General features: G+C 50.8%; 17 protein-coding genes. 6 read left to right on the forward strand and 11 right to left on the reverse strand.

Annotated features, from left to right (window positions below; all coding sequences use genetic code 11):
* Positions 1–105: 105 nt before the first annotated feature.
* Positions 106–2,127: an ATP-dependent zinc metalloprotease FtsH gene (ftsH, locus tag Mal48_RS00320; RefSeq protein ID WP_145195063.1), complete on the reverse strand. Its 2,022-nt coding sequence runs from the start codon at positions 2,125–2,127 to the stop codon at positions 106–108.
* A gap of 254 nt (positions 2,128–2,381) precedes the next feature.
* On the opposite strand from ftsH, the gene Mal48_RS00325 reads away from it, so the two are divergent.
* The 3 genes from Mal48_RS00325 (at position 2,382) to Mal48_RS00335 (ending at position 5,203) form a co-directional block, all read left to right on the forward strand.
* Positions 2,382–3,245, forward strand: a complete 864-nt coding sequence (locus Mal48_RS00325) for a hypothetical protein (protein WP_145195065.1) — start codon at positions 2,382–2,384, stop codon at positions 3,243–3,245.
* Between the two features lie 109 nt (positions 3,246–3,354).
* Positions 3,355–3,831 (forward strand): hypothetical protein, encoded by a 477-nt coding sequence (locus Mal48_RS00330; protein ID WP_145195067.1) that lies wholly within the window; start codon positions 3,355–3,357, stop codon positions 3,829–3,831.
* Between the two features lie 151 nt (positions 3,832–3,982).
* Entirely contained in the window at positions 3,983–5,203 is a 1,221-nt protein-coding gene (locus Mal48_RS00335) for a phage major capsid protein (protein ID WP_145195069.1), read from the forward strand.
* A gap of 254 nt (positions 5,204–5,457) precedes the next feature.
* Here Mal48_RS00335 and Mal48_RS00340 read toward each other — a convergent pair whose 3' ends face one another.
* Together Mal48_RS00340 and Mal48_RS00345 are read right to left on the reverse strand one after the other, a co-directional pair.
* Positions 5,458–6,855 carry a sigma-54-dependent transcriptional regulator gene (locus tag Mal48_RS00340; RefSeq protein WP_145195071.1) on the reverse strand — a complete coding sequence of 466 codons (1,398 nt, stop codon included), beginning with the start codon at positions 6,853–6,855 and terminating at the stop codon, positions 5,458–5,460.
* 578 nt (positions 6,856–7,433) lie between these two features.
* Positions 7,434–9,272, reverse strand: a complete 1,839-nt coding sequence (locus tag Mal48_RS00345) for a sulfurtransferase (RefSeq protein WP_145195073.1) — start codon at positions 9,270–9,272, stop codon at positions 7,434–7,436.
* 394 nt (positions 9,273–9,666) lie between these two features.
* On the opposite strand from Mal48_RS00345, the gene Mal48_RS00350 reads away from it, so the two are divergent.
* Entirely contained in the window at positions 9,667–10,269 is a 603-nt protein-coding gene (locus Mal48_RS00350; RefSeq protein WP_145195074.1) for a nitroreductase family protein, read from the forward strand.
* A gap of 40 nt (positions 10,270–10,309) precedes the next feature.
* On the opposite strand, the gene Mal48_RS00355 is transcribed toward Mal48_RS00350, so the two are convergent.
* The 3 genes from Mal48_RS00355 to Mal48_RS00365 all read right to left on the reverse strand — a co-directional run bounded on the left by Mal48_RS00355 (position 10,310) and on the right by Mal48_RS00365 (position 13,975).
* Positions 10,310–10,507, reverse strand: coding sequence for a hypothetical protein (locus Mal48_RS00355; protein ID WP_145195076.1), 198 nt, complete (start codon positions 10,505–10,507; stop codon positions 10,310–10,312).
* A 207-nt stretch (positions 10,508–10,714) separates the two neighbouring features.
* Positions 10,715–12,052: a Gfo/Idh/MocA family oxidoreductase gene (locus Mal48_RS00360; protein WP_145195078.1), complete on the reverse strand. Its 1,338-nt coding sequence runs from the start codon at positions 12,050–12,052 to the stop codon at positions 10,715–10,717.
* 375 nt (positions 12,053–12,427) lie between these two features.
* Positions 12,428–13,975 (reverse strand): UxaA family hydrolase, encoded by a 1,548-nt coding sequence (locus Mal48_RS00365; RefSeq protein ID WP_145195080.1) that lies wholly within the window; start codon positions 13,973–13,975, stop codon positions 12,428–12,430.
* Between the two features lie 479 nt (positions 13,976–14,454).
* Between Mal48_RS00365 and Mal48_RS00370 the strand changes: the two genes are divergently transcribed.
* Together Mal48_RS00370 and Mal48_RS00375 are read left to right on the forward strand one after the other, a co-directional pair.
* Positions 14,455–14,820, forward strand: coding sequence for a hypothetical protein (locus Mal48_RS00370; protein ID WP_145195082.1), 366 nt, complete (start codon positions 14,455–14,457; stop codon positions 14,818–14,820).
* Positions 14,817–15,623: a phosphorylase family protein gene (locus Mal48_RS00375; RefSeq protein WP_145195084.1), complete on the forward strand. Its 807-nt coding sequence runs from the start codon at positions 14,817–14,819 to the stop codon at positions 15,621–15,623. Before Mal48_RS00370 ends, Mal48_RS00375 begins: the two co-directional genes overlap by 4 nt.
* Before the next feature lie 7 nt (positions 15,624–15,630).
* On the opposite strand, the gene Mal48_RS00380 is transcribed toward Mal48_RS00375, so the two are convergent.
* From Mal48_RS00380 to Mal48_RS00400, 5 genes are all read right to left on the reverse strand, one after another.
* A complete protein-coding gene (locus Mal48_RS00380; protein ID WP_145195086.1) occupies positions 15,631–16,551 on the reverse strand; it encodes a carbohydrate kinase family protein in 921 nt (306 codons plus the stop codon).
* The gene (gene trkA / locus Mal48_RS00385) at positions 16,548–17,894 is read right to left on the reverse strand and encodes a Trk system potassium transporter TrkA (protein WP_145195088.1); all 1,347 of its coding nucleotides are present in this window, start codon (positions 17,892–17,894) and stop codon (positions 16,548–16,550) included. Before trkA ends, Mal48_RS00380 begins: the two co-directional genes overlap by 4 nt.
* Positions 17,895–17,975: 81 nt before the next feature.
* Positions 17,976–18,689, reverse strand: coding sequence for a DUF3467 domain-containing protein (locus Mal48_RS00390; protein ID WP_197441934.1), 714 nt, complete (start codon positions 18,687–18,689; stop codon positions 17,976–17,978).
* Between the two features lie 182 nt (positions 18,690–18,871).
* Positions 18,872–19,219 carry a DUF3467 domain-containing protein gene (locus tag Mal48_RS00395; protein WP_145195092.1) on the reverse strand — a complete coding sequence of 116 codons (348 nt, stop codon included), beginning with the start codon at positions 19,217–19,219 and terminating at the stop codon, positions 18,872–18,874.
* A 69-nt stretch (positions 19,220–19,288) separates the two neighbouring features.
* Positions 19,289–20,488, reverse strand: coding sequence for a Gfo/Idh/MocA family protein (locus Mal48_RS00400; protein ID WP_197441935.1), 1,200 nt, complete (start codon positions 20,486–20,488; stop codon positions 19,289–19,291).
* Between the last annotated feature and the right edge of the window lie 8 nt (positions 20,489–20,496).

Consider the following 20,496-nt stretch of genomic DNA (forward strand, 5'->3'; position numbering starts at 1 on the left):
TCACAAGTGGGTAGACAAAGAGAATTCGAAAGTGAATTGTACCAATCCAACCTGTCTCCCGCTACAAGATCTTCGCGAAACTTCCTCCCGGAGATCGATCGACCATCAACTTTCTGAAGAGTCGTTTTGCTGTTCCCCATTCGTTTCGGTCTCGTCCCCCCTCTCGACGCCTTTTCGTGGTCCCAGGATTTCGACCAGATGTTCGCGAGAAACAACTTCGTTTTCCATGAGTGCCGAAACAAGTTTTTCGAGGGTTTCACGATTCTCAGCCAGCGTCTTCATCGCCAGATCCTGAGCTTCGAGCATCACAGTTCGCATTTCTTGATCGATAAGAAAAGCGGTCTGTTCGCTGTACTTGCGTTGCTCGTGCATCTCCTTGCCGAGGAACGGATGCTCGTCACTGTCACGGTAGGCGACGGGGCCAATTTTCTCGCTCATTCCCCAGGCACTGACCATGCGGCGAGCGATCTGTGATGAGCGTTTCAGGTCGTCTTCAGCTCCGGCAGAGTATTCGTCGAAGATTAGCTTCTCGGCGGTGCGACCACCGAGCATCATTGCCAACTGTTGTCGCAATCGCGTTTCGCCCATGTGGAAACGTTCTTCTTCGGGGACAAACTGAGTCACTCCCAAAGCACGTCCACGAGGAACGATTGTGACTTTGTGAACAGGGTCAACTTCGGGGAGCATCCAACCCAGAATCGCGTGTCCCGCTTCATGGTATGCGGTCATGCGACGTTCTTTTTCGTTCATGATATCTTCACGTGGGACACCCATCATGATCTTGTCGCGGGCTGAGTCGAAGTCTTCCATCTCGACTTCATTTTTCCCGTCTCGGGCAGCATGTAAAGCTGCTTCGTTCACGATGTTTTTAAGCTCTGCTCCTGAGAATCCGATCGTTCCATTCGCAATTTCTTCGAGGTTGACTGTCTCCGCCAACTTAACTTTGCGGACATGCACTTTCAGGATGCCAAGTCGACCTTCACGGCTCGGTCGATCAACTGCGACATGCCGGTCAAATCGTCCCGGACGAAGCAGGGCAGGGTCGAGAACATCGGGACGGTTTGTTGCAGCGATCACAATCACTGCGGCATTCGATTCGAATCCATCCATTTCACTCAAGATTTGGTTGAGAGTTTGCTCACGTTCATCGTGACCTCCACCAACTCCAGCCCCACGCACACGACCGACTGCATCAATTTCGTCAATAAACAAAATACAGGGAGCGTTTTCTTTCGCTGTCCGGAACATATCCCGGACACGACTTGCCCCCACGCCGACAAACATCTGGATGAACTCTGAGCCGTTGATGCTGAAAAACGGAACGCCTGCTTCACCGGCGACAGCACGTGCAACGAGTGTCTTCCCGGTTCCCGGAGGACCCATCAAAAGAACCCCTTTCGGGATTTCAGCACCGAGTCGCTGAAACTTTGAGGGCTCTTTTAAAAACTCCACAACTTCTTGCAGCTCTGTCTTGGCATGCTCCATGCCTGCGACATCATCAAATGTTGTTTGGCTGTCACTTGGTTGGAATCTCTTGGCTTGGCTTTTGACGAAATTCCCGAACATCCCACCCGATCCCATCGGATCGGAAGAGCGTCGCATTGCAAAGAAGAGAAACGCCATCAACAAAATGAATGGCAATAAGTAGATCATCGACTGCAAAATCAGGATCGACATATCTTCGTTTGCCGAACCGTATTTGACGTCCTTCGCCTCCATGCGGCGCAGTAGATTTTCGTTCTCTTGAGCAGGAACGTTCGTCACGAACAGGTTCGTTAACTCAGGCGATTTCTTCTCTTTCTCACCCTCTTTTAAGTCTTCATTCAGACCTTTGACGATGCTGTTGAGCTCGTTTTGAGCCGTCTCAACATTCTTCCACTGACCTAAAAGTTGCAGCCCTTTGAGTGAAGCGGATTTGACATTCCCCTCTTCCAACTGGCTGAGAAAGAAGGAGTATTCAACTTCTGTTCGATTGGCATTGCTGATCGCTTGCCAGCCCCACATGACCAGAATGAAGAACAGCATAATCAGCAGATAATAAGGAAGGCTGCCTCGACCCCGCGCAGCAGTTTTCTCCTGATTTTCACTTCCGCCAGTTGATTCGTTCCGTTCAGGAGAATCCGTCATAAGTCAACTCTGATCCATTGTGTCGAATGAACATCGGTGGGGACACATTTTCATCCCCAAACGTCGGGCAACCCTACACGACAAAGCCCGTTCTGGCAATTGCGTAGAACCAATTGATCCTAGCCTATTTAGCGATTTCTTCTGCTTAAAGTGACAGAATTTTACCGATCTCGTCTAGCTTTGCGAGTCGGAATCCGCGCAACCACTCCGAATGGGAATGAAACCTTTCATTTCTCACACTTTGGCAAGGCACGATGGATTCAACCACTCTCACTGAACGCTGCCAGGACTGGAATCAGAATCTTTCGATTGATGAAAGTCAGCGGCTCGTCAAAAATGTCGCTCTCACTGGTGAACAGTCAAAAAACGGCTACACGTATTCAGATTCGTCGCTCAAGTCGGCCGTCGCACTCTACGACTCAAAACCTGTCTTTCTCGACCATGCCAGGGATCGGACCCGGCCACACGATCGCAGCACTCGCGATCTGGTCGGTTCTATCACCAACCCGCGCTACGATCAGGGGAGAATCCGTGGAGATATTCATGTTCTCGAAACCGATTCCGGGAAAACGTTTCTCAAACTTCTGGAAATGGACACTCCTGGGATTGGCATGTCACACGTCGTCAAAGCAAAACGCTCGCTCGATGGGACAGTCGTCGATGAAATTGTCGATGTCATATCCGTCGATGCGGTCGTCAACCCCGCGACGACCAAGACCTTCAGCGAATCAACATCAGCTGAAAATGTGACCACCGAGGAAAACACGCCTCTGCTCAATTTTGAACAGCAAATTGAAACGCTCACCTCTGAGCAAAAACGATTGCAAATTCAAAACCGCGAACTTTCTTCACTGGTCAAAAAGTTGCAAACCAAGCAACAAGTCACGGATCTTCTTGCGGAATCGAGACTCCCTGACGGAGCTGTGACAGATTTTTTTGTTTCGCAGCTTGAAGCTGCAAGAGACAGAAAACTCCAGGAGCAAATGATTCAGGACCGCCTGAGTCTCCTCACTCCCAAGGAGGGAAGTCCCTCACTCGTCATGAGTCGAGAGAGATCTTCTCTCTTTGAATCAGCCAGTGAAGACGACCGCTTCATTCAAGCAATTCGAAAAAAGTGACAGGTTCAATCTGCCCGGAGAGTCATTGGCGGTCATCGCTCATGATGCCGAGCACGAATGACCTGAGTCCTCTCAAATTCTCACTCACCTTTAGCTAAAGAGTACAACCATGAACAGACTTCGCTTTCGTTCTGGACAAGTTCAATTGAGGAAAATCCGCGTCGATGCGAATACCATTATCGAAGCAGGTGATCTTCTCTGGCTCGATGGAACACTTGCACGCCCCGCTTCCGATTTGGATTGGAACACCGATCTTGCCACCACGCAGGCAGACTTTTCTGCAAAGTTTCTCGGGATCGCTCACCAAGCTTCCGGACCAGGCGATGCACTTCCGATCTCCGTCGATATCAGTTCTGACAGCGTTTACGAACTCGATTGCAGTCCGGGCAATTATGAACTCGGCCAACCGATCGGTCCTGACGAAAACTCTTCCAGCTTGATGAACCAGCAAATCGAAGCTGCGCCTGCCGGAAGTGCGATTGCTCGTTCTGCAGAGTTTACAAACGGGACCGTCTCATCGATCCGAGTGACACTCTGCTCAGCCTTCTGTACTTCGAGTGCCAATGTTCACGCTGGCCTCGGTTAATAACTTGCGATGCTTTGGCGGCTCAACCAAGACAAAGCCCATGACATGAATTCATTCGCTTTCAATCGGCGGATTCTCTTTTGCTCAGAAATTGAATCCCAGATTTTGAATCCCATTCAGAAGACACCACTCTAGAATCGTTGAGGTCTCAATGTACGGAACTCCTGTTAAAACTCTGATTGAATCCCACGGAGCCGCTGGCTTCTATCACAAAGTCGTTGAGTTACTCAATGAAAAGAAACTGACCCCTGATGACTTCTCTTACCGCGAACTGGCTGACGCTTGTGGGGTTCTGTCACAACTTCGCTCTCTTCAGGAATCAAGTCGGTCGCTCGATCTTGCTCTTGAATCACCTGGAGCACTCACGCACTTATTGCAGGAATCGAATCCCGGAGTCAGCAGCCATCTCTTCCAGGTCGTCACCGGAGAATTGATTGGTCGCAAAGTGATCGAAGGATACGCGGATGATTCCGGATTCATTGGCGATAATTTGGTGACTGTGATTCCAAGCAACTTGCGAAACACTCGCATCGCCGGTTTCCGGGCACTTGCAGGCCCAACTGAAGTCGCAGAAGGACACAACTACGAAGAGTCCACTTTCGAAGAAAAGTTTGTGACCTCGCAGGAATCCAAACAAGGCCGGATTCTCAGTATTAACGAAGAGTTGATTGCTTTTGATCAAACTGGGGAGATCAACCGCCGCGCGATGGCGCTCGGTTATTACCTCCGTCAAGAACGTGAACGGACTATTGTCCGTGCGGTCACCGATGCCGACGCCGCTGTCGGGAAATTCGTCTATCGTCCATCGGGGACGGGCCAGGCGTTGTACGCCGGAGACGGTTCGAACAGAAACTTTGTGGGAGTCACAAATACGACTTCCTCTGATTTCTCTGACGCTGTTCCATTGGTCGACTGGACTGACGTCGAAGAGATTCTCAGCTATCGAGCCACCGAGGTCAAAGATGACCGCATTGACGGCGATCAGCGTCCGATTATTGTCCCGGCGAAACAGTTACTCGTTCCTGAAGCACTTCGCGGAACTGCTCGCAGCATTGTGAATTCGACTGAGGTCAACGTCACCACCGCCGATGGTGAAACGCGGCATGCAAACCCGGTGCACAACATGCTGGAAGTACTCAGCTCACCATTCATCGACGAGCAGGGAGGCAGTGCGAAGCAAGATTGGTATCTCGGCGACTTTAAACGCCAGTTCATCTGGACAGAGATCTGGCCTGTTCAGACATTCCTGCAACGATCTGAAAGTTCGTCAGCCTTCGAGCGCGATGTCGTGTTGCGTGTCAAAGCACGTTACTACGGCGGGATGAGTGCCGTGGATACAGCCTTTGTCACGAAGGTCGACGGAGCAAACTAAGTCCGATTCGCTCGCACGGGGCAACTCGCTCTCCGCCATCCCGGGTGTCACTTTTGTTCGCTGATTCTCTCTTAGCGATCAGTCGCCTGAAGCCTTCTCTCCTTGCTTCAAGCTTTGTGTTCGATGTGACATCGCACACAGTGGCACTCGGGATTTCTTTTAGTGCATACTCTGAAAGTGCATACTCTGAAAGTGCATTGTGAAAACGTATTCGCCTTCACTCTCTTCACGGGCACACGGTAGAGCAAACCGCTCTAGAAGATTTGTGCGTGGTTTTCGTATGTGATGTCGTACTTCTTCATCTTCTTGTAGAGCGTCGTCCGGTTGATGCCCAGTAAGCGAGCGGTGTCCTGACGGTTCCATCCATTCTGTTCCAGAGCATCGAGGATGATTTGTCGTTCAGGATTGGCCAGGGCGGTTTTCAAGTTCGCGTTTCCGGCAAGGCGATTCATCGCGCCAGGTTGTTCAACGGGGTCTCGTCGAAGTTGCTCGGGCAAGTCCATGGGGGTGATGATATCGTTTTTGGACAAGACAATGGCACGTTCTACAACGTTGACCAGCTCGCGAACGTTTCCGGGCCAGTTGTAGCGTTGCAGTGCTTGAAGCGCCTGGTCGTCAAATCCGCGAATCGACTTTCCGGTTTGAGAATTGAATTCTGCAATGTAGTGCTCAAGAAGGAGTGGGATATCGCCCAAACGCTCCCGGAGCGGCGGTTGTGTGACGGAGATGACGTTGATTCGGTAGTACAAATCCTGACGGAAATCACCGGATGCGACTCGTTCTTCGAGACTTTCATTTGTCGCCAGAATGAGCCGGACATCGACCTTGTGAGTTTTTGTTCCGCCGACAGGCTCAAATTCTCGATCTTGCAAGACTCGGAGCAATTTCACTTGTAAGCTCGGGGAAGCTGTTCCGATTTCATCAAGGAAGAGTGTTCCACCATCTGCTTGAAGGAACTTTCCTTCTTTGTCGCGAGAGGCTCCGGTGAAGGCGCCTTCGACATGCCCGAATAATTCACTTTCCAGCAGTGCATCTGGAAGTGCACCGCAGGCAACTTCTACAAACGGTTTGTCTCTTCGTGAACTCAGTTGATGCACCGCTCGGGCGGTCATTGTTTTTCCAGTGCCGTTCTCTCCGAGAATCAAAACGGTCGTGCGAGTATCGGAAACGCTTTCGATTAAATCGAACATCTTCGCCATCTTATAATCGCGACCGATGATGTTCGAGATTCCGTGTTTCTCATTCAGTTGCTGCTTCAGTTTCTTGTTCTCTTCCACAATTTTCCGTTGTCCGAGTGCACGTTGAATCGAAAAATTCAGTTCATCGTCAATCACCGGTTTTGTGAGATAGTCGAACGCACCGAGCCGAATTGCTTCGACTGCGCTTTCGATTGTCCCGTAACCTGTGAGCAGGATTACGGACGTTTCAGGTTTGTTGGCGACAACCCATTCGAGAAGCTGAAACCCATCCTGGTCAGGAAGATTCACATCACAAACAACAACATGAAAGTTGTATTCCTTAATGCGATCCAACGCAGACCGGCAGGTCGTTGCCGTTTCCGTTCGATGACCGAGGCTACGTAAGTAGTCCGCCATCGCCTCACAAATGTGATTGTCATCATCAACAACAAGAAGGGAGCCTTGAGTGCTCATCGAGAATCTCACTTTTCATGGCGATGACTGGATCGCCCGACTGTGACGGATGGGACGCAGTCGATTCGTTGTAATGTTGTAATTTCATCGACAGTAAAGACAGAGGGGCAGTTCTGTATCTACTGCTGCGCTACGCGGCATTCAGGGCTCGAGGGTTGGTGAACGAGAACTCAGGTCACAAGGACCGATCAGAGAGAACTTGCGCTCAACCGACGAACCATACGTGTTCTCACAGCGCGTCGGGGAACGCACTGGAAAGGTTCAGTTTTTTTGAAGCAGTCCGAAAAACTCGATATGGCCGCTTTTCTCAACGTTTGAGAGAGCAGTTTCAAGTTTCAGGATCAGTTCTAAAAATCTGAACACGTCCGAAAGTTGCTTCACATCGTGTGAATCTTTCTGCGTTCGACTCCTGTCGGAAGCGGAAAGAGCAACAATCAGATTGCCGGGAGCAATGTTGTTTTGAGGGTACAAGAACCTACGTCACAGGTTGCATCGTGGCAACAAATTTCTCGTTTTTGTGTCGACGGAACACCACGTCCACAGGACGAAGTTGCTCGACGTCGTGAATTGACAACAAGTTACGAGGGTTTCGACCATTCAGGAGGGGCTGTGGAGAAGGCCACTCTTTGCTCTGAATCGGGATGTAAAAGGGTCAATTCTAAAGCATGCAAACACATTTCTTGACCAGGCTCGTGTGTTTGAGTCTCACCATATCGTTGTTCGGGCAAATAAAGCGGATCGCCAACAATTGGGTGACCAAGATGCCAAAGGTGAACGCGAATTTGATTCGTTCGTCCTGTTTTCGGGACAACTCGCAACAAGGTTGTTCCATCATCGAAGTGCTGGACGCGCTCAAAATGTGTCTCGGCCTTGAGTCCGTCTTCATTGTCGACCACTCGACCGCCACATTCGCCGGCCTCACGGCTGATGCCGACACTGCAAGTCCGGGATTCCCAGTCGACCTCGCCCTGAACTCTCGCCAAGTAGACTTTTTCGACGCTCCCTTCCGTGAATTGCGGCTGCACTGCTTTGGAAACAGATCGTGTTTTACAGAAGACAACAACACCCGTCGTGTTGGCATCGAGCCGATGTGCTGGACGCAAGTGGAATGGGTGGTACACCTCATTCAAAATCCATTGCAAAGTATTTCGATGGAACCGTCCACTCGGGTGAATGGGCAGGGGAGCCGGCTTATTCACGACGACCAGTGATTCGTCTTCGTGCAAGATCGAAATTTCAGTAGAGACAGCCGGTTCCACAGTTGCCGGAACCAGATGTGCAAACTGATTTCCTGCACGAACAATTTGATCACTCGGGATGGCTTTGCCTTCTCGCTGAATTCGATTCTGGTCACACTCCAGTTGCCAATGCTCTTGGCTGAATTGGGGGAATCGTCCTGTGAGAAATTCTAACAGTGTCGATTGATCGAACTGTGCGGGAACGTTGAGCGGAAGGGCATTCTCGTAGGGAACACTTCCCGGCAACGGATTTGTTACTTCCTGCAGCTTCTCAAGTCGCTGTTGCAGTTTTTTTTGTTGCTTTTGCTCAGGGGATTCATGGCAGTGCGGGCAACCGTGAGGAGGATCATAGAGGTCGGAAAGCTGGTCCTCTTTCGTCAGTGGTGCCAAGCAGGCGTAACACTGAGTTGTTTCTGTTTCCTTGAGAGCTGGGTCGAGTGCGACACGTTTATCGAAAACGAAACATTCACCAGTGTAATGTTCGCCGCCACATTCTTCGAAATACTTCAGAATCCCTCCCTCAAGCTGATACACATCTTTGAATCCCGCCTGCTCCATAAACGGTCCCGCTTTCTCGCAGCGAATCCCACCAGTGCAAAACATCACAATGGGCCGCTCTTTCGTCTCTTCAGGGAGTTTCTCGACAGCTTTGGGGAAATCTCGGAAATGGTCGACCCCAATCGGGAGAGCGTCCTCAAATGTGCCGACTCGAACTTCGTAGTCGTTTCGCGTATCAAGCAGGATCATTTCCTTTCCAGCGTCGAGCCATTCTTTCAGTTTCGTAGCTGGAAGCTTCTTTGATGTCTTTTCGCGAGGATCAACTCCATCGACACCGAAAGCGATGATCTCTTCCTTGATTTTTACCAGCATTCGCTCAAACGGTTGATAATCGCTGAAGCTCTCTTTGACTGGAATCTCTGCCAGAGTCGGCTCGCTTCGAATGAATGAGAGAAATTCGTCAATAGCTTCGCGACTTCCAGCAAGGAATAAATTGATCCCTTCAGGAGTGAGCAGGATTGTCCCTTTCAGTGCCAGGCGATTGCACAGTTCTCTCAATTCTTCACGGCGTCGCTCCAACTGATCCAACGACACAAACTGATACGCAGCGATATTGACAAATTGTTGGTTGCCAACTTGTGAAGTTGAGCATTCAGCTTCTGAAGAAACGTCCGGTGACACTGTGAAAATCCTGAATTGAAAACGATTGAGACAAACTTCTCCGCAAAGTATACAAACATTTCCCGGCTCACTGAATTCAAAACAGCAACTCCCTGTTTCAAGATGTGGCTAAGTGGAAATCACCCTAAAAGAGGCGACTCGATGAAACAGGAAGTTCTTATGTAGAGGGTACGTACGCGATCCGTATCGCGGAGTTCAGTGTTTTTCCTGAGAGAACAGCTTCTTCATGGGCACGACAAGGATCGGAAATGCCCTATAATCTGTAGTCTGTTCTTGGAACTGATCCTGAAACTTGAAGCTGCTCCGTCAAACGTTGAAAAAAGCGGCCATTTCAGAGGTTTTCGGACTGATTCTAAATACTCTCGACACTTCACGCTGTGAAAGAATTCGAACAATGACAAATCTCCCCAACCCACTCGAACATCGAAAGAGCGACCACCCAGTCGAAGAGCTGTTTCTCAAACGTTGGTCGCCGAGGGCGATGAGCGGAGAATCTGTCGAACTCGAATCGCTGAATCGCCTGTTCGAAGCTGCTCGCTGGGCTCCCTCAACATACAACGAGCAGGAATGGCGTTTCTTGTTCGCTCGGAACCAGACTGCCCACTGGTCAACGTTCTTTGATTTGTTGGGAGAGGCGAATCAAGCCTGGTGTCAAAAAGCAGGAGCTCTTGTTGTCGTCTTTTCGAGAGATAAATTTACGAAAAACGGCAAGCCGAACCCCGTCCATCAATTCGATGCGGGACTTGCAACACAAAACCTGTTGTTGCAAGCGGCAAGCATCGGCTTGGTCGCCCATCCAATGGCAGGTTTTGACCGAGGTGCTTCGAAGCGGGATTTGAATGTTCCGGATGGTTTCGATCCCCACTGCATGATCGCCATCGGTCATCCTGGAAGTCCCGAGGATCTCCCTGAGAACTATCAATCTCTTGAACAGCCGTCCGGGAGAAAACCGATCGACAGTATCGCCCGCGAAGGAATGTTCACCTTCGACGAATAAACTTCACCGAGACTTCAAGTGAGTGATGTCATGGGGGCGATTACTTTTCGTACTCGACAATAATCAATATGTCCGAGCCACTCATCCGCTCTTGTCCTCTGCTTGAGTGCGATTGCGGAGTGATGTTTCCGGAAATTGAAATGACCGCGATTCCGTTTTCCTGAATCCATTCATTGACTTCCGTTTCCAGCGCGGAGATTTCCATCTCGACTCCCTTGAACAGTTTCATTTGTCGCATCGCATCTTTCCTCAAAAATTATTAGAGCGGTTTGCCACGAGGCAGAACGCGAACACCAATTCGAAAAAATCTTTAAGGTCCACGCAAAAGGCCGACGTTATCAAGCAACGTCGGCCTCATGCTTCGTCTCTACGTTCTGGCTTGTGGCGAGCAGTCTATGCAGTCATGAAATTGAGTTTCACGCGCTAGACAAGTAATGGAATTGCTTTAGCTCGCAAAAACGTCAGTCACGCCTGGAACGGGAACTGGGTAGACGCCATTAGCATCTGGTTTCGCTGGTGGCATCAGATCCCATGACAAGTCTTCCGGGTTCGGCACAATTTGTGGCCCTTCTGTCAGAGCTTTTTCCATTGTGATTTCTTTTCCGGAATAAGTACACATTCGCCCCAGGATCGCGGTCATTGTACTCATCGCTCCGTATTCTGCTTCACTGTACTCTTCGTCATTGCGAATCGCAGAGAACAGAGTGTTGTGTTCAACCTGATACGGGTTGCTGGTGTCACCCTTGAATCTCTCCACATTGCCACTTTGTGCCCAGGTCAATTTGCAGTTACGCGGATTACTGGAGAGGTCCATCCGTCCGTTGGTTCCGTGAGCATGTTCGGTCACAGAGTTCCAGCAGTTTCGGATGTGGCGACATTCGCTGAACATCACAGTTCCATCTTCGTATGTGAACTGAACAGCGTGGTGATCAAAGATTTCACCGTACTTCTTATCTGTACGAACTTCTCGTCCCCCCATCCCGACAGCGCTCACTGGATACTGTTGCATGATCCAGTTTCCGACGTCGAGGTTGTGGATGTGTTGCTCGTTGATGTGATCCCCGCACAACCAGTTGTAGTAGTACCAGTTCCGCATCTGGTACTCCATCTCAGTCTTGACTTCATCACGAGTCTTACGCGGGTCCCAAACTCCTCCACCATTCCAATAAACCCGGAGTGCACGAACGTCGCCAATCTGGCCATCGTGAATTCTCTTAATGAACTCCTCATAGCAGGCCTGGTGATGTCGTTGGAGTCCAACGCCGACTTTCAGTTTTTTCTCTTTCGCGACCTTTGCAGCTTCAAGAACTTTGCGAACTCCGGCAGCGTCGGTTGCAACCGGTTTTTCCATGAAGACATGGACACCCTTCTCAACGGCATACTCGAACATCATTGGACGAAAGCCGGGAGGAGTCGCCAGAATCACGAGGTCGATTCCGCTGTCGATCACTTTTTTGTAGGCGTCGAATCCGACGAACATGTTTTCCTGAGCAACTTGAATATGTGCTGACTCATCTTTTTTGACAGCCTTTTCAATGTTTGTCAGCGAGCGATCCATCTGGTCCTGAAACGCATCGCCCATGGCCACGAGTTCAACGTTTCCCGGAGACTGTAACGCCTGAGAAGCTGCTCCGGTTCCTCGTCCACCACAGCCGACGAGTCCAATGCGAATCACTTCATCTCCAGCAGCGTAAGCACGGTTAGCGACACTGCTCAGTAAACCTGCTCCTACGGCGGCAACCGATGTCGTTTTCATGAAGTCTCGGCGTGATGTCTCAGACATATTTTTTCCAATCGTGTTTGTGTCAACCAATATAAGATGTTTCAAGACTGGGGATTTCGAAGAGTCTCCGCAATTTGCGCACCCTACTAAGATCCACAATCTAACATTGATGTGAAGCTCTATGATTGCAGAATTTCAACCGAAATACACCCATCCGCCTGTTCCAGCGTGCCACCTGAGAGCTTTTGCTCAGCGAAACGCCAAGTGGAGATCACCGATGAAACGGATCAACGCAGATTTGAATTGATGAAAATCGGGTGAAAAACGGATGGCGTTCGCGATCTGGAATTGGTCTTTGCGCTTTGTTTCGTGGAAAGCAGTCACTTGAAGTTATGAAAGTGAGCTTCACGGGTACATCAAGTTTTGAGACCAGTTCTAGAAAATGGGGCCTGGCGTCCAGGGACAGAATTCTTCGTCACCAATGTTCTGAGCTTCACTCTTCGTCTGTTCTCCGCTGGCAACAGAGATAATCTTCTCGAAAATCGTTTCGCCAACCGACTCGACTGTTGCATCACCATCAAGAATCGTTCCGGCATTGATGTCCATGTCGTCAATCATGCGGTTGTACATGGGAGTGTTTGTGGCGACCTTGATCGTCGGGACGGGCTTGCAGCCAAAGCAGCTTCCCCGTCCGGTTGTGAAGACCACCATGTTCGCTCCGCCGGCAATCATTCCGGTCACAGAAGGGGGGTCGTAACCGGGAGTGTCCATCACGACGAAGCCTTTCTCCTGGACCTTCTCTGCGAATTCATAAACCGCTCGAAGTGGGGAACTTCCCCCCTTGGCGATGGCTCCCAGGGACTTCTCGAAGATTGTCGTCAGGCCACCCTTCTTGTTTCCGACCGAAGGGTTGTTGTCAATTTTTGCACCAAAGAGTTTGGCATAGTCTTCCCACCATTTGATTCGTTCGAGAAGTTTGTCTGCCACATCTTTTGTGATGGCGCGGCGTGTCAGTAAATGTTCCCCACCGTAGATCTCAGGAACCTCCGCAAGGATGGATGTCCCGCCATGCCCAACGAGCAGGTCACTCGTAATTCCTAACGCTGGATTCGCTGTCACTCCACTGTTGCCATCACTTCCCCCACATTCCGTTCCAAGAATAATCTCCGAGACTGGGATCGGGACTCGCTGAACATTATTGGCGTCTGGAAGAAGTTCCTTGAGTGCCTCGACTCCTCGCCGGACAGTCTTCGCAACTCCGCCTTGATCTTGAATGTTCATGATCAACGGTTTTTTCGCGACTTCGGAACTGACGTTCAACTGGACAAGATTGTGTTCCTCTGCCAGAAAGCTCGCCTGAGCCGTTTCGCAACCGAGACCAACAATCAAATACGCAGCGATGTTGGCATGTTCGGCAAACCCAGCCAATGTTCGTGCCAGTAATCGATGATCGGTTCCGCCATACTCATAAGCACACCCTCCTTGATGCGAAAGGGCGACAACCCCATCGATGTTCGGATAGTCAGCTAAAATCGATTCATCAAAAGCGTTGGCAATGTATTTGGAAGACGTCGCGGAACAGTTCACCGTACTGATGATTCCGAGATAGTTTCGCGTTGCAGCTCGACCATCGGCGCGGCGATATCCTTGAAACGTCCGTTCAGCGTTCGGCTTGGGAACCTCGTTGATTGCGGTGCAAAACTCATACGAATGTCCAAGCTCGCCGAGTCCCACATTGTGTGTGTGAACCCATTGGCCCGGTTGAATTGGCTTAGTCGCAAATCCAATCGGTTGTCCAAACTTTCGAATTGCTTCGCCCTGCGCGATCTCTTGAATCGCCATCTTGTGGCCCATGTCGATCCGCTCACTCGCTGCGATCTGTGCTTCATGAGAGTGGAACAGATCTCCTTCACGAGCGAAGCGTCTTGCGACAACAATGTTGTCGCTGGGGTCCAAACATAAGAACGGCGGTTGCTCTGTCATAAGTGTTGCTTTGAAATACAGGTTCGATGTCTGTTTCTGAGGGGACTTTTGGTGATTCATTCAACAGAGCTGTCTTCGCTATGAACCCGCTCAGGTGCGGAGCGTGTTGGCTTGAGCGTAACTCTCGCACTGTTGAGGTTCCGCTTTTTCTTCGCCTTTCGAAGAGCCTCTGCACTTCAATGAGTGTCGGAATTCATGCCGAGAATGTCCAATGGGAACGCTATTGATTTTATAATCCCGGGCAAGACTGATGAAATCGTAGAGAGGAGCCTTGTTTTCTTTGGAGTTCTCAGGTTCTGCCAGTGTGAAAAACTCTTCGCTGCATGTTTCTATCACCCTGCTCGAATGGACGGTAAAATGCTAGAACCAGTCCGAAAACCTCTGGAATAGCCGCTTGTCTCAATGTTTGAGTGAGCAATATCAGGTTTCAGGACCAGTTCTAAATAATTCCCTGAATCATTGAGTCACCGGTTTTCAAGATGTCCCTCAAGTCCTGGCTGAAACACGCATTCGCTGTCGATACCGACACCGCACCTCCGACTGAGAAGGAGCTGGTGCTAGTGGAACGTTTGTGCCAAGAAGTGGTTCGTCGACATATGACCCTGCCGGCGGTCACGCTTTTACAATCGGCACGTCCGCTAAACTATTTGGGATCGCAGCTCATGCAGTTTTTTTTACCGTTTGTCTCCGCTGTCACCAATGCAGATGAGTACGCCATCATGGCAAAATTTCTGGAAAGACGAGACTCTGTCGATATCCTTTGCGACACGCTTGAACGACTGGATCAACAAGCGACTCAGCGCGATAAGGAGAACACCGCTTCAGCCAGTGAGGAGTCGGCATGACTCACGTTCAAAAAGAGCAATCTGAAGAAAAACGGACAACGATCGGCATCGTCTGTGCGCTGCATCTGGAAGCCAGTCCGTTGCTGGACCGCTTGAATCCTTCTCGGAATCAATCCGGCAATGGACTCAAATACTACGACTGTGCACTGGATGAAGTTCGTGTCATCGTTGTCGAAGGAGCTGTTGGGTACGAACTTGCAACACAGGCAGCGCATGCTCTGATCGATGCCGTTCAACCGAGTTGGATTCTCTCAGCTGGTCTTTCTGGGGCCTTAATTGAAAAGATGGGGCTTGGAGATCTTGTTGTCGGCAACTCGCTGATCCGCCAGAACGGGCGCGACGAAATCGTTCAGCAACTCGGAATGCAAAGTGACCCCAAGCGGCATCTCCACGTTGGAAAACTCTGCACTGTTGACCACATCGTGAGGACACGAGAGGAGAAACGGGAACTCAACGAACGGACGCAAGCAATTGCGGTCGATATGGAATCACACGCTGTCGCTCAGGTATGCAAAGATCGAAATACTGGATTTATCGCAATTCGAGCTATCAGCGATGACATGAGCGAAGACCTGCCGAAAGAGGTGCTCGCAATCTTCGGTCCGAAAGGAACGATTCGCAGCGGGGCATTGGTCGGGACCATCTTCAAACGCCCATCGAGCGTGAAGGATCTCTGGAAGATACGAGAAGGAGCCGTCAAGGCGGCTACGAATCTTGCGAAGTACGTTCTTGATATCCTTCCGCAGTTAGCTGAATCCAAAACACCTGAGAAAACGTCTGAGAAAGACTCACGCGCCGAATGATGTTTTTTCAGTTCTCCGGAGAAACCTTTGTATTCATCCGCTGAAGCACATCAACTTCGTTCGGGAGTGCCGCATCGTTTCCCGCTTGAGTACATTTCAAGCCGGCGCAGGTGGCTGCGAACTTCAACACTTTCTGTGGCGGCCAGTCTTGAAGAACGCCATGTATGACCGCTCCTGAGAAACTGTCTCCCGCTCCATTCGTGTCTATGATGTTGCCGAACTTCAGTGCAGGCTGATGAAACGTTTCGCCTTGAGTATGAAGAACCGATCCATTTTCTCCATCGGTAACTGTCACAATCTTCGGGCCGAACGTTGAGATTTTTCGACTCGCTTCCGCAAGATCAGATTCGTTCAAGAAGATTTCGCAAAACCGCTTCGGGCAGTTCACAACGTCCGCGATTCGCAAGATCTCTTCGACTCCTGCCTTCGGTGAGCCTGTGTCGACACAAACGAACCCACCATTCTCTTTCATGAACCTTGCGGCGAGAAGAGCGGCTTCGGATGGCCAGCAGTCCAGGTGCAGGACATTGAACTGGCTCATAAAGTCAGCGGTGAGGAACTCAGCCATGGCTGCACCATTGGTCCGAGAGGTGACCAATGTTCTCTGACCGGTTGATTCTTTCAACCAGATTTGAGTGACCGACGTTGCGAAGTCTCCGCGGCACGCAGGTGAAAAAGCAATTCCCTCAGCGTTGAGCCGCTCCTGCACCAGATTCCCAAATGGGTCATCTCCCCAAGCACTCAGGAAATTTGTCGAGTGGCCAAACCGGGAGAGTTGAGCCAGTGCGATCGGGACTGGTCCACCGACTTGAAAGCGAGTCGAGATCGCTTCATTTTTGGTATCAGGAGCCGGGAAGTCGGAAACAGTCATCACGTGGTCAACCGTGACGGTTCCGATTCCAAGAATCTTGGGAGAGTTCGGTGTCATGACGGAACTGGTGCTGTAAACCAAGCGAGTGCCGCCTCTTCGAATCCTCTCTGGACAATGATCACGGCTGTGTCTTCCGGTCGAAGTTGGTCATCTCCTTTTGCAACTTCAACAAAGTCTTCTCGAACAATGGCCGCGATGAGGCAATCTTTAATTTTCAATTCTTTGAGTTTGGCATCTAAGCAGGGAGCCCCTTCTTCAACTTGAACCTCCCAGACTTCGGCGGCCCCTCCGGCGATCTCACTTTTCCGATTGATTGGGCCAGTCAGGACCATGCCGATGATTTCCCCAGCCATCACCTCACGGGGACTGACTGCGATATCAATTCCGATTCGTTCAAGAACGTTCGCATAATCTGGTCGGCGAACAATGCTGAGAATCCGTTTTGCCCCAAGTTCTTTCGCCTCGACGCCACAAACGATGTTGTCTTCATCGCGTCCCATGGCTGCAACGAAGACATCGGTTGAGCTCACTCTCGCTTCTTCGAGTTCGCTGCGGATCGTGGCATCTCCCGTGAGGACTGTTGCGAATTCCAAACGAACCGAAAGGTGCTTACAGCGTTTCGGATCCGATTCCAGAATGACGACACGATAGCGTTTGCTATCGAGAAGTTTCGCCAGGTGAAAACCGATCTCACCGCCACCAGCGATGATGACAGACATCGTCGGTTGTGTACGTGGTTCAAACAGGCTTCTGATGTCGTCTAGCGCTTCCTGCTTACCGATCAGGGTCACACGGTCACCCGCTCGGATTGCTTGTTCGGCATTAGGAACACAAGGCCCATGTTCACCGACGAGCAGACCAATTCGAACGGTAGGAGGTAACCTCAATTCCCGAATCGTCTGCCCCACCGCTTTGGAACGCTTCGCGACACTGGCTTCTAAAACCTGGACTCCACCTCGTGCAAAGTTCTCAACAGCGAACAGCCCCGGAGCGCTCAGGCCTTTTGCCAGTTCCAAGGCAGTCAATTTTTCGAGGCTGAGTAGTCGATCGATTCCGAAATGCCGCTGGTAGTCGAACGTGCTGATGTCGCGGTAAGCCGGGTTGAAGACTCGGGCGACAGTTCGTTTCGCACCCATCACTTTGGATAAGCTTCCGCCAACCAAATTAACTTCATCTCGACTGGTGACTGCCAGACACAAGTCGGCGTTTTGCACCCCCGCCTGAAACAGCGGGATTGCTTCGCAAGCCGATCCGAGAACCGTTTGGACATCCAGTTGCTCTTCAACCTGGTTCAACACTTCTCGCTGCTCGTCGATAATGCAGACATCGACATCGTGTTGAACGAGAATCTCAGCGATTGAACGTCCGACTGTTCCAGCCCCTAGTATCACTGCGTGCATAATGGATCTGATGTCTTAGGAAATAAAGAAGTGACAGTCGTATTCTCGATCATTCGCAAGCTTGCAGCTTCCGAATGCTCATCACGCAAAATCCTGGCTTGTCCCGGGAGGGGGCTCCAATGATCGTTCGAGTGAATTCAAAAGCGGCTTGACGTGCGGGGCTGCCAGAAACACACGAGCGGAAACTGCGGATCGCGGGAAAAAATTCGTGATAAAGTCGAGACAGAACTCCGTCCCGGAGTGCCGGATTAATACAGCATTCGAATAACATCCAGACATCATTTCGTCCGAGATTTTGAGCTCATCGTAAATGTCTTGGATGTTCGGAGGTTCCGGTGGAGGAGCTGGTTGGTTTTCCGGATGATTCGGTGCGGAAGATTCTTCAGGCCGAGGTTCTGGATCTCCTCCCTCGTCCAGAGAGTGTTCGCTTTCGCTAGTGACTGGTCTGGGAACAGTTGGGAGCGGGCCGAAGCGGGCTTCGTAGATCCGCATATTTTCACGCAATGCTCCGGTAAACTGTGTCGCGACCGCACGCGGTAAGATGCAGCGAGCAACAATCCGCTGTTGCTCTCCCATGCGTAGTGCGAAATCGAGGACAATTTCGAACTTCCCTGTGAGGATCATCACACCGTTACTCAGAACGCCTTGCCCCACAGAATCGGGAACGCGAGCACTGATGTTGTTGTGCCGGACCTGCCCTTGCACCGGTTGGGATTCCCCCATGTTAGCTGCTTCATCATCGGAATTCTCGGAGTCGTCATCGGACGGTGTGAATCCTTCCGGGTGCTCGGACAAAATTCTCTCCTGTATTGAAAACGTTGATAGAAAAGAAGGAGGACCAAAGGCCCTCCTGTTTCCTGATGTCACCAACAGGGCTGCAATCAAAATGATCGAATTGAAGCTCCTTTTCGCGATATATCTGGAAATTGTTGAAGCTTCGAAAACTGAGAGGTCTCTTTCCGAAAACATGCGGAACTTTAAGTGGTCTCGGAGATCAGCCGCTTTCGAACATCGATTTCCAGCCGCCCAAAGGCCTGTTCATGTCGTTGTACGGTTGCCGTGAGTAACGCGGCAAGTCGCTTGGCGGTGTAATGATTCAGGATGACTCGCTGCGAGACCTGTAGCTTCTGGGTCGGTACGCCCGTTGGGTTGGGGTTCACAGCGAGGTCTAAAATGACTTCTTCAGGGGTGCTCGAGACGCGACACAGGTTCGCGTACAGTGCATCCACTCCGGTGTCGTCGAGCTCAATCCGAACTTGTTGCTGCTGTTGCTCGGTGTTCGACTCTTCACCTTTGGGGGATTCTTCCTGAGTCTCGTTGGCCATGTTTCGAACGTCCTTTTCTAATGAGAAATACAACTTTACCAGGAATGGTGAAGCTCCATGAACTGGTTTTTACCGTCGTGCCAAAGGATGTTTGAGTGGCAACCACGCCCCATTTTCGGCACTACTGGCAACGCACTGCTGAATGAAGTACATCCCTTCGATCCCGTCGTACACATTCGGGTAGATGGTGTCTCTCTTTTCAAAAGGTTCACCGGCAGCACGTTTGATCATGTCGTCATAAGCAAAGCGATAGACATTCGCGAACGCTTCGAAGAACGCTTCCGGATGCCCTCCCGGCAAACGACTCGACGCGGCAGCCAGTTCTGTCGTGAACGGAGCATTGGGATTGCGAGTGTAAACGTGCCACGGTTCGCCGTTTCGGCGAACCATCATTTGATTGGGGTCTTCCTGACGCCAGGAGATCGCTCCTTTGGTTCCGTCGATTTCGATGAACAGATCATTTTCGCGTCCGTGTGAAATCTGGCTGGCGGTGACTGTCGTCAAACCACCATTTTCCATGCGAATCACCGCGTGACCATAGTCGTCCAGCTGACGCCCTTCTTCAAAGACCTTTAAGGTGCAAGAGACTTCTTCAGGGAGTTCCCCAGTCATGTAGCGGGCGAGGTTATAAGCATGAGTTCCAATATCACCAAAGCCACCGGCAGCTCCAGATTTTGCTGGATCAGCTCGCCAGGCTGCCTGTTTCTGATCTTCGCTTTCCAGCCGGGTTCTCAGCCAGCCTTGAATATAGTTACTGCGGATCGCCTGAATGACTCCAAGTTCTCCGCCGAGGATCATCTCGCGTGCCTGTCGCACTAACGGATAGCCAGTGTAGTTGTGAGTGAGTGCGAAGACAGATCCCGAAGCTTCGACCAGCTTGACGAGTTCCTCAGCCTGCGCGAGGTCAAACGTCATCGGCTTATCGCAAACAACGTTGAATCCTCTTGCGAGTGCCGCTTTGGCAACTTCGAAGTGAGTATGGTTCGGAGTTGCGATAGAGACGAAGTCAACCCGTTGACCTTCCGGGAGAGCTGCTTCGGTGTCGACCAACTCTTGAAAAGAGCCGTACGCCCGGTCGGGAGAGATGTCGTAAAATGGAGCGGATGCTTTTGCCCGTTCTGGGTTTGATGAAAGCGCACCGGCTACTAACTGTGCACGATTATCTAGAATCGCAGCGACATTATGCACACGACCGATAAACGAACCTTGTCCCCCGCCGACGAGGGCCATGTTCAATTTTCGACCCAAAGAACCGTTAATGTGATCCATGATGTTCT

Source organism: Thalassoglobus polymorphus, assembly GCF_007744255.1.
In the GTDB taxonomy this organism is placed as follows: Bacteria; Planctomycetota; Planctomycetia; order Planctomycetales; family Planctomycetaceae; genus Thalassoglobus; species Thalassoglobus polymorphus.

Excerpts from the sequence above, each read along its gene's own strand:
- Mal48_RS00380 (WP_145195086.1), bottom strand. The coding sequence starts at position 16,551 with ATGACACCGAACTCTCCCAAGATTCTTGGAATCGGAACCGTCACGGTT.
- Mal48_RS00340 (WP_145195071.1), bottom strand. The coding sequence starts at position 6,855 with ATGAGCACTCAAGGCTCCCTTCTTGTTGTTGATGATGACAATCACATT.
- Mal48_RS00400 (WP_197441935.1), bottom strand. The coding sequence starts at position 20,488 with ATGGATCACATTAACGGTTCTTTGGGTCGAAAATTGAACATGGCCCTC.
- Mal48_RS00365 (WP_145195080.1), bottom strand. The coding sequence starts at position 13,975 with ATGACAGAGCAACCGCCGTTCTTATGTTTGGACCCCAGCGACAACATT.
- Mal48_RS00335 (WP_145195069.1), top strand. The coding sequence starts at position 3,983 with ATGTACGGAACTCCTGTTAAAACTCTGATTGAATCCCACGGAGCCGCT.
- Mal48_RS00330 (WP_145195067.1), top strand. The coding sequence starts at position 3,355 with ATGAACAGACTTCGCTTTCGTTCTGGACAAGTTCAATTGAGGAAAATC.
- Mal48_RS00350 (WP_145195074.1), top strand. The coding sequence starts at position 9,667 with ATGACAAATCTCCCCAACCCACTCGAACATCGAAAGAGCGACCACCCA.
- Mal48_RS00395 (WP_145195092.1), bottom strand. The coding sequence starts at position 19,219 with ATGGCCAACGAGACTCAGGAAGAATCCCCCAAAGGTGAAGAGTCGAAC.
- ftsH (WP_145195063.1), bottom strand. The coding sequence starts at position 2,127 with ATGACGGATTCTCCTGAACGGAACGAATCAACTGGCGGAAGTGAAAAT.
- Mal48_RS00370 (WP_145195082.1), top strand. The coding sequence starts at position 14,455 with ATGTCCCTCAAGTCCTGGCTGAAACACGCATTCGCTGTCGATACCGAC.
- trkA (WP_145195088.1), bottom strand. The coding sequence starts at position 17,894 with ATGCACGCAGTGATACTAGGGGCTGGAACAGTCGGACGTTCAATCGCT.
- Mal48_RS00360 (WP_145195078.1), bottom strand. The coding sequence starts at position 12,052 with ATGTCTGAGACATCACGCCGAGACTTCATGAAAACGACATCGGTTGCC.
- Mal48_RS00355 (WP_145195076.1), bottom strand. The coding sequence starts at position 10,507 with ATGCGACAAATGAAACTGTTCAAGGGAGTCGAGATGGAAATCTCCGCG.
- Mal48_RS00325 (WP_145195065.1), top strand. The coding sequence starts at position 2,382 with ATGGATTCAACCACTCTCACTGAACGCTGCCAGGACTGGAATCAGAAT.
- Mal48_RS00375 (WP_145195084.1), top strand. The coding sequence starts at position 14,817 with ATGACTCACGTTCAAAAAGAGCAATCTGAAGAAAAACGGACAACGATC.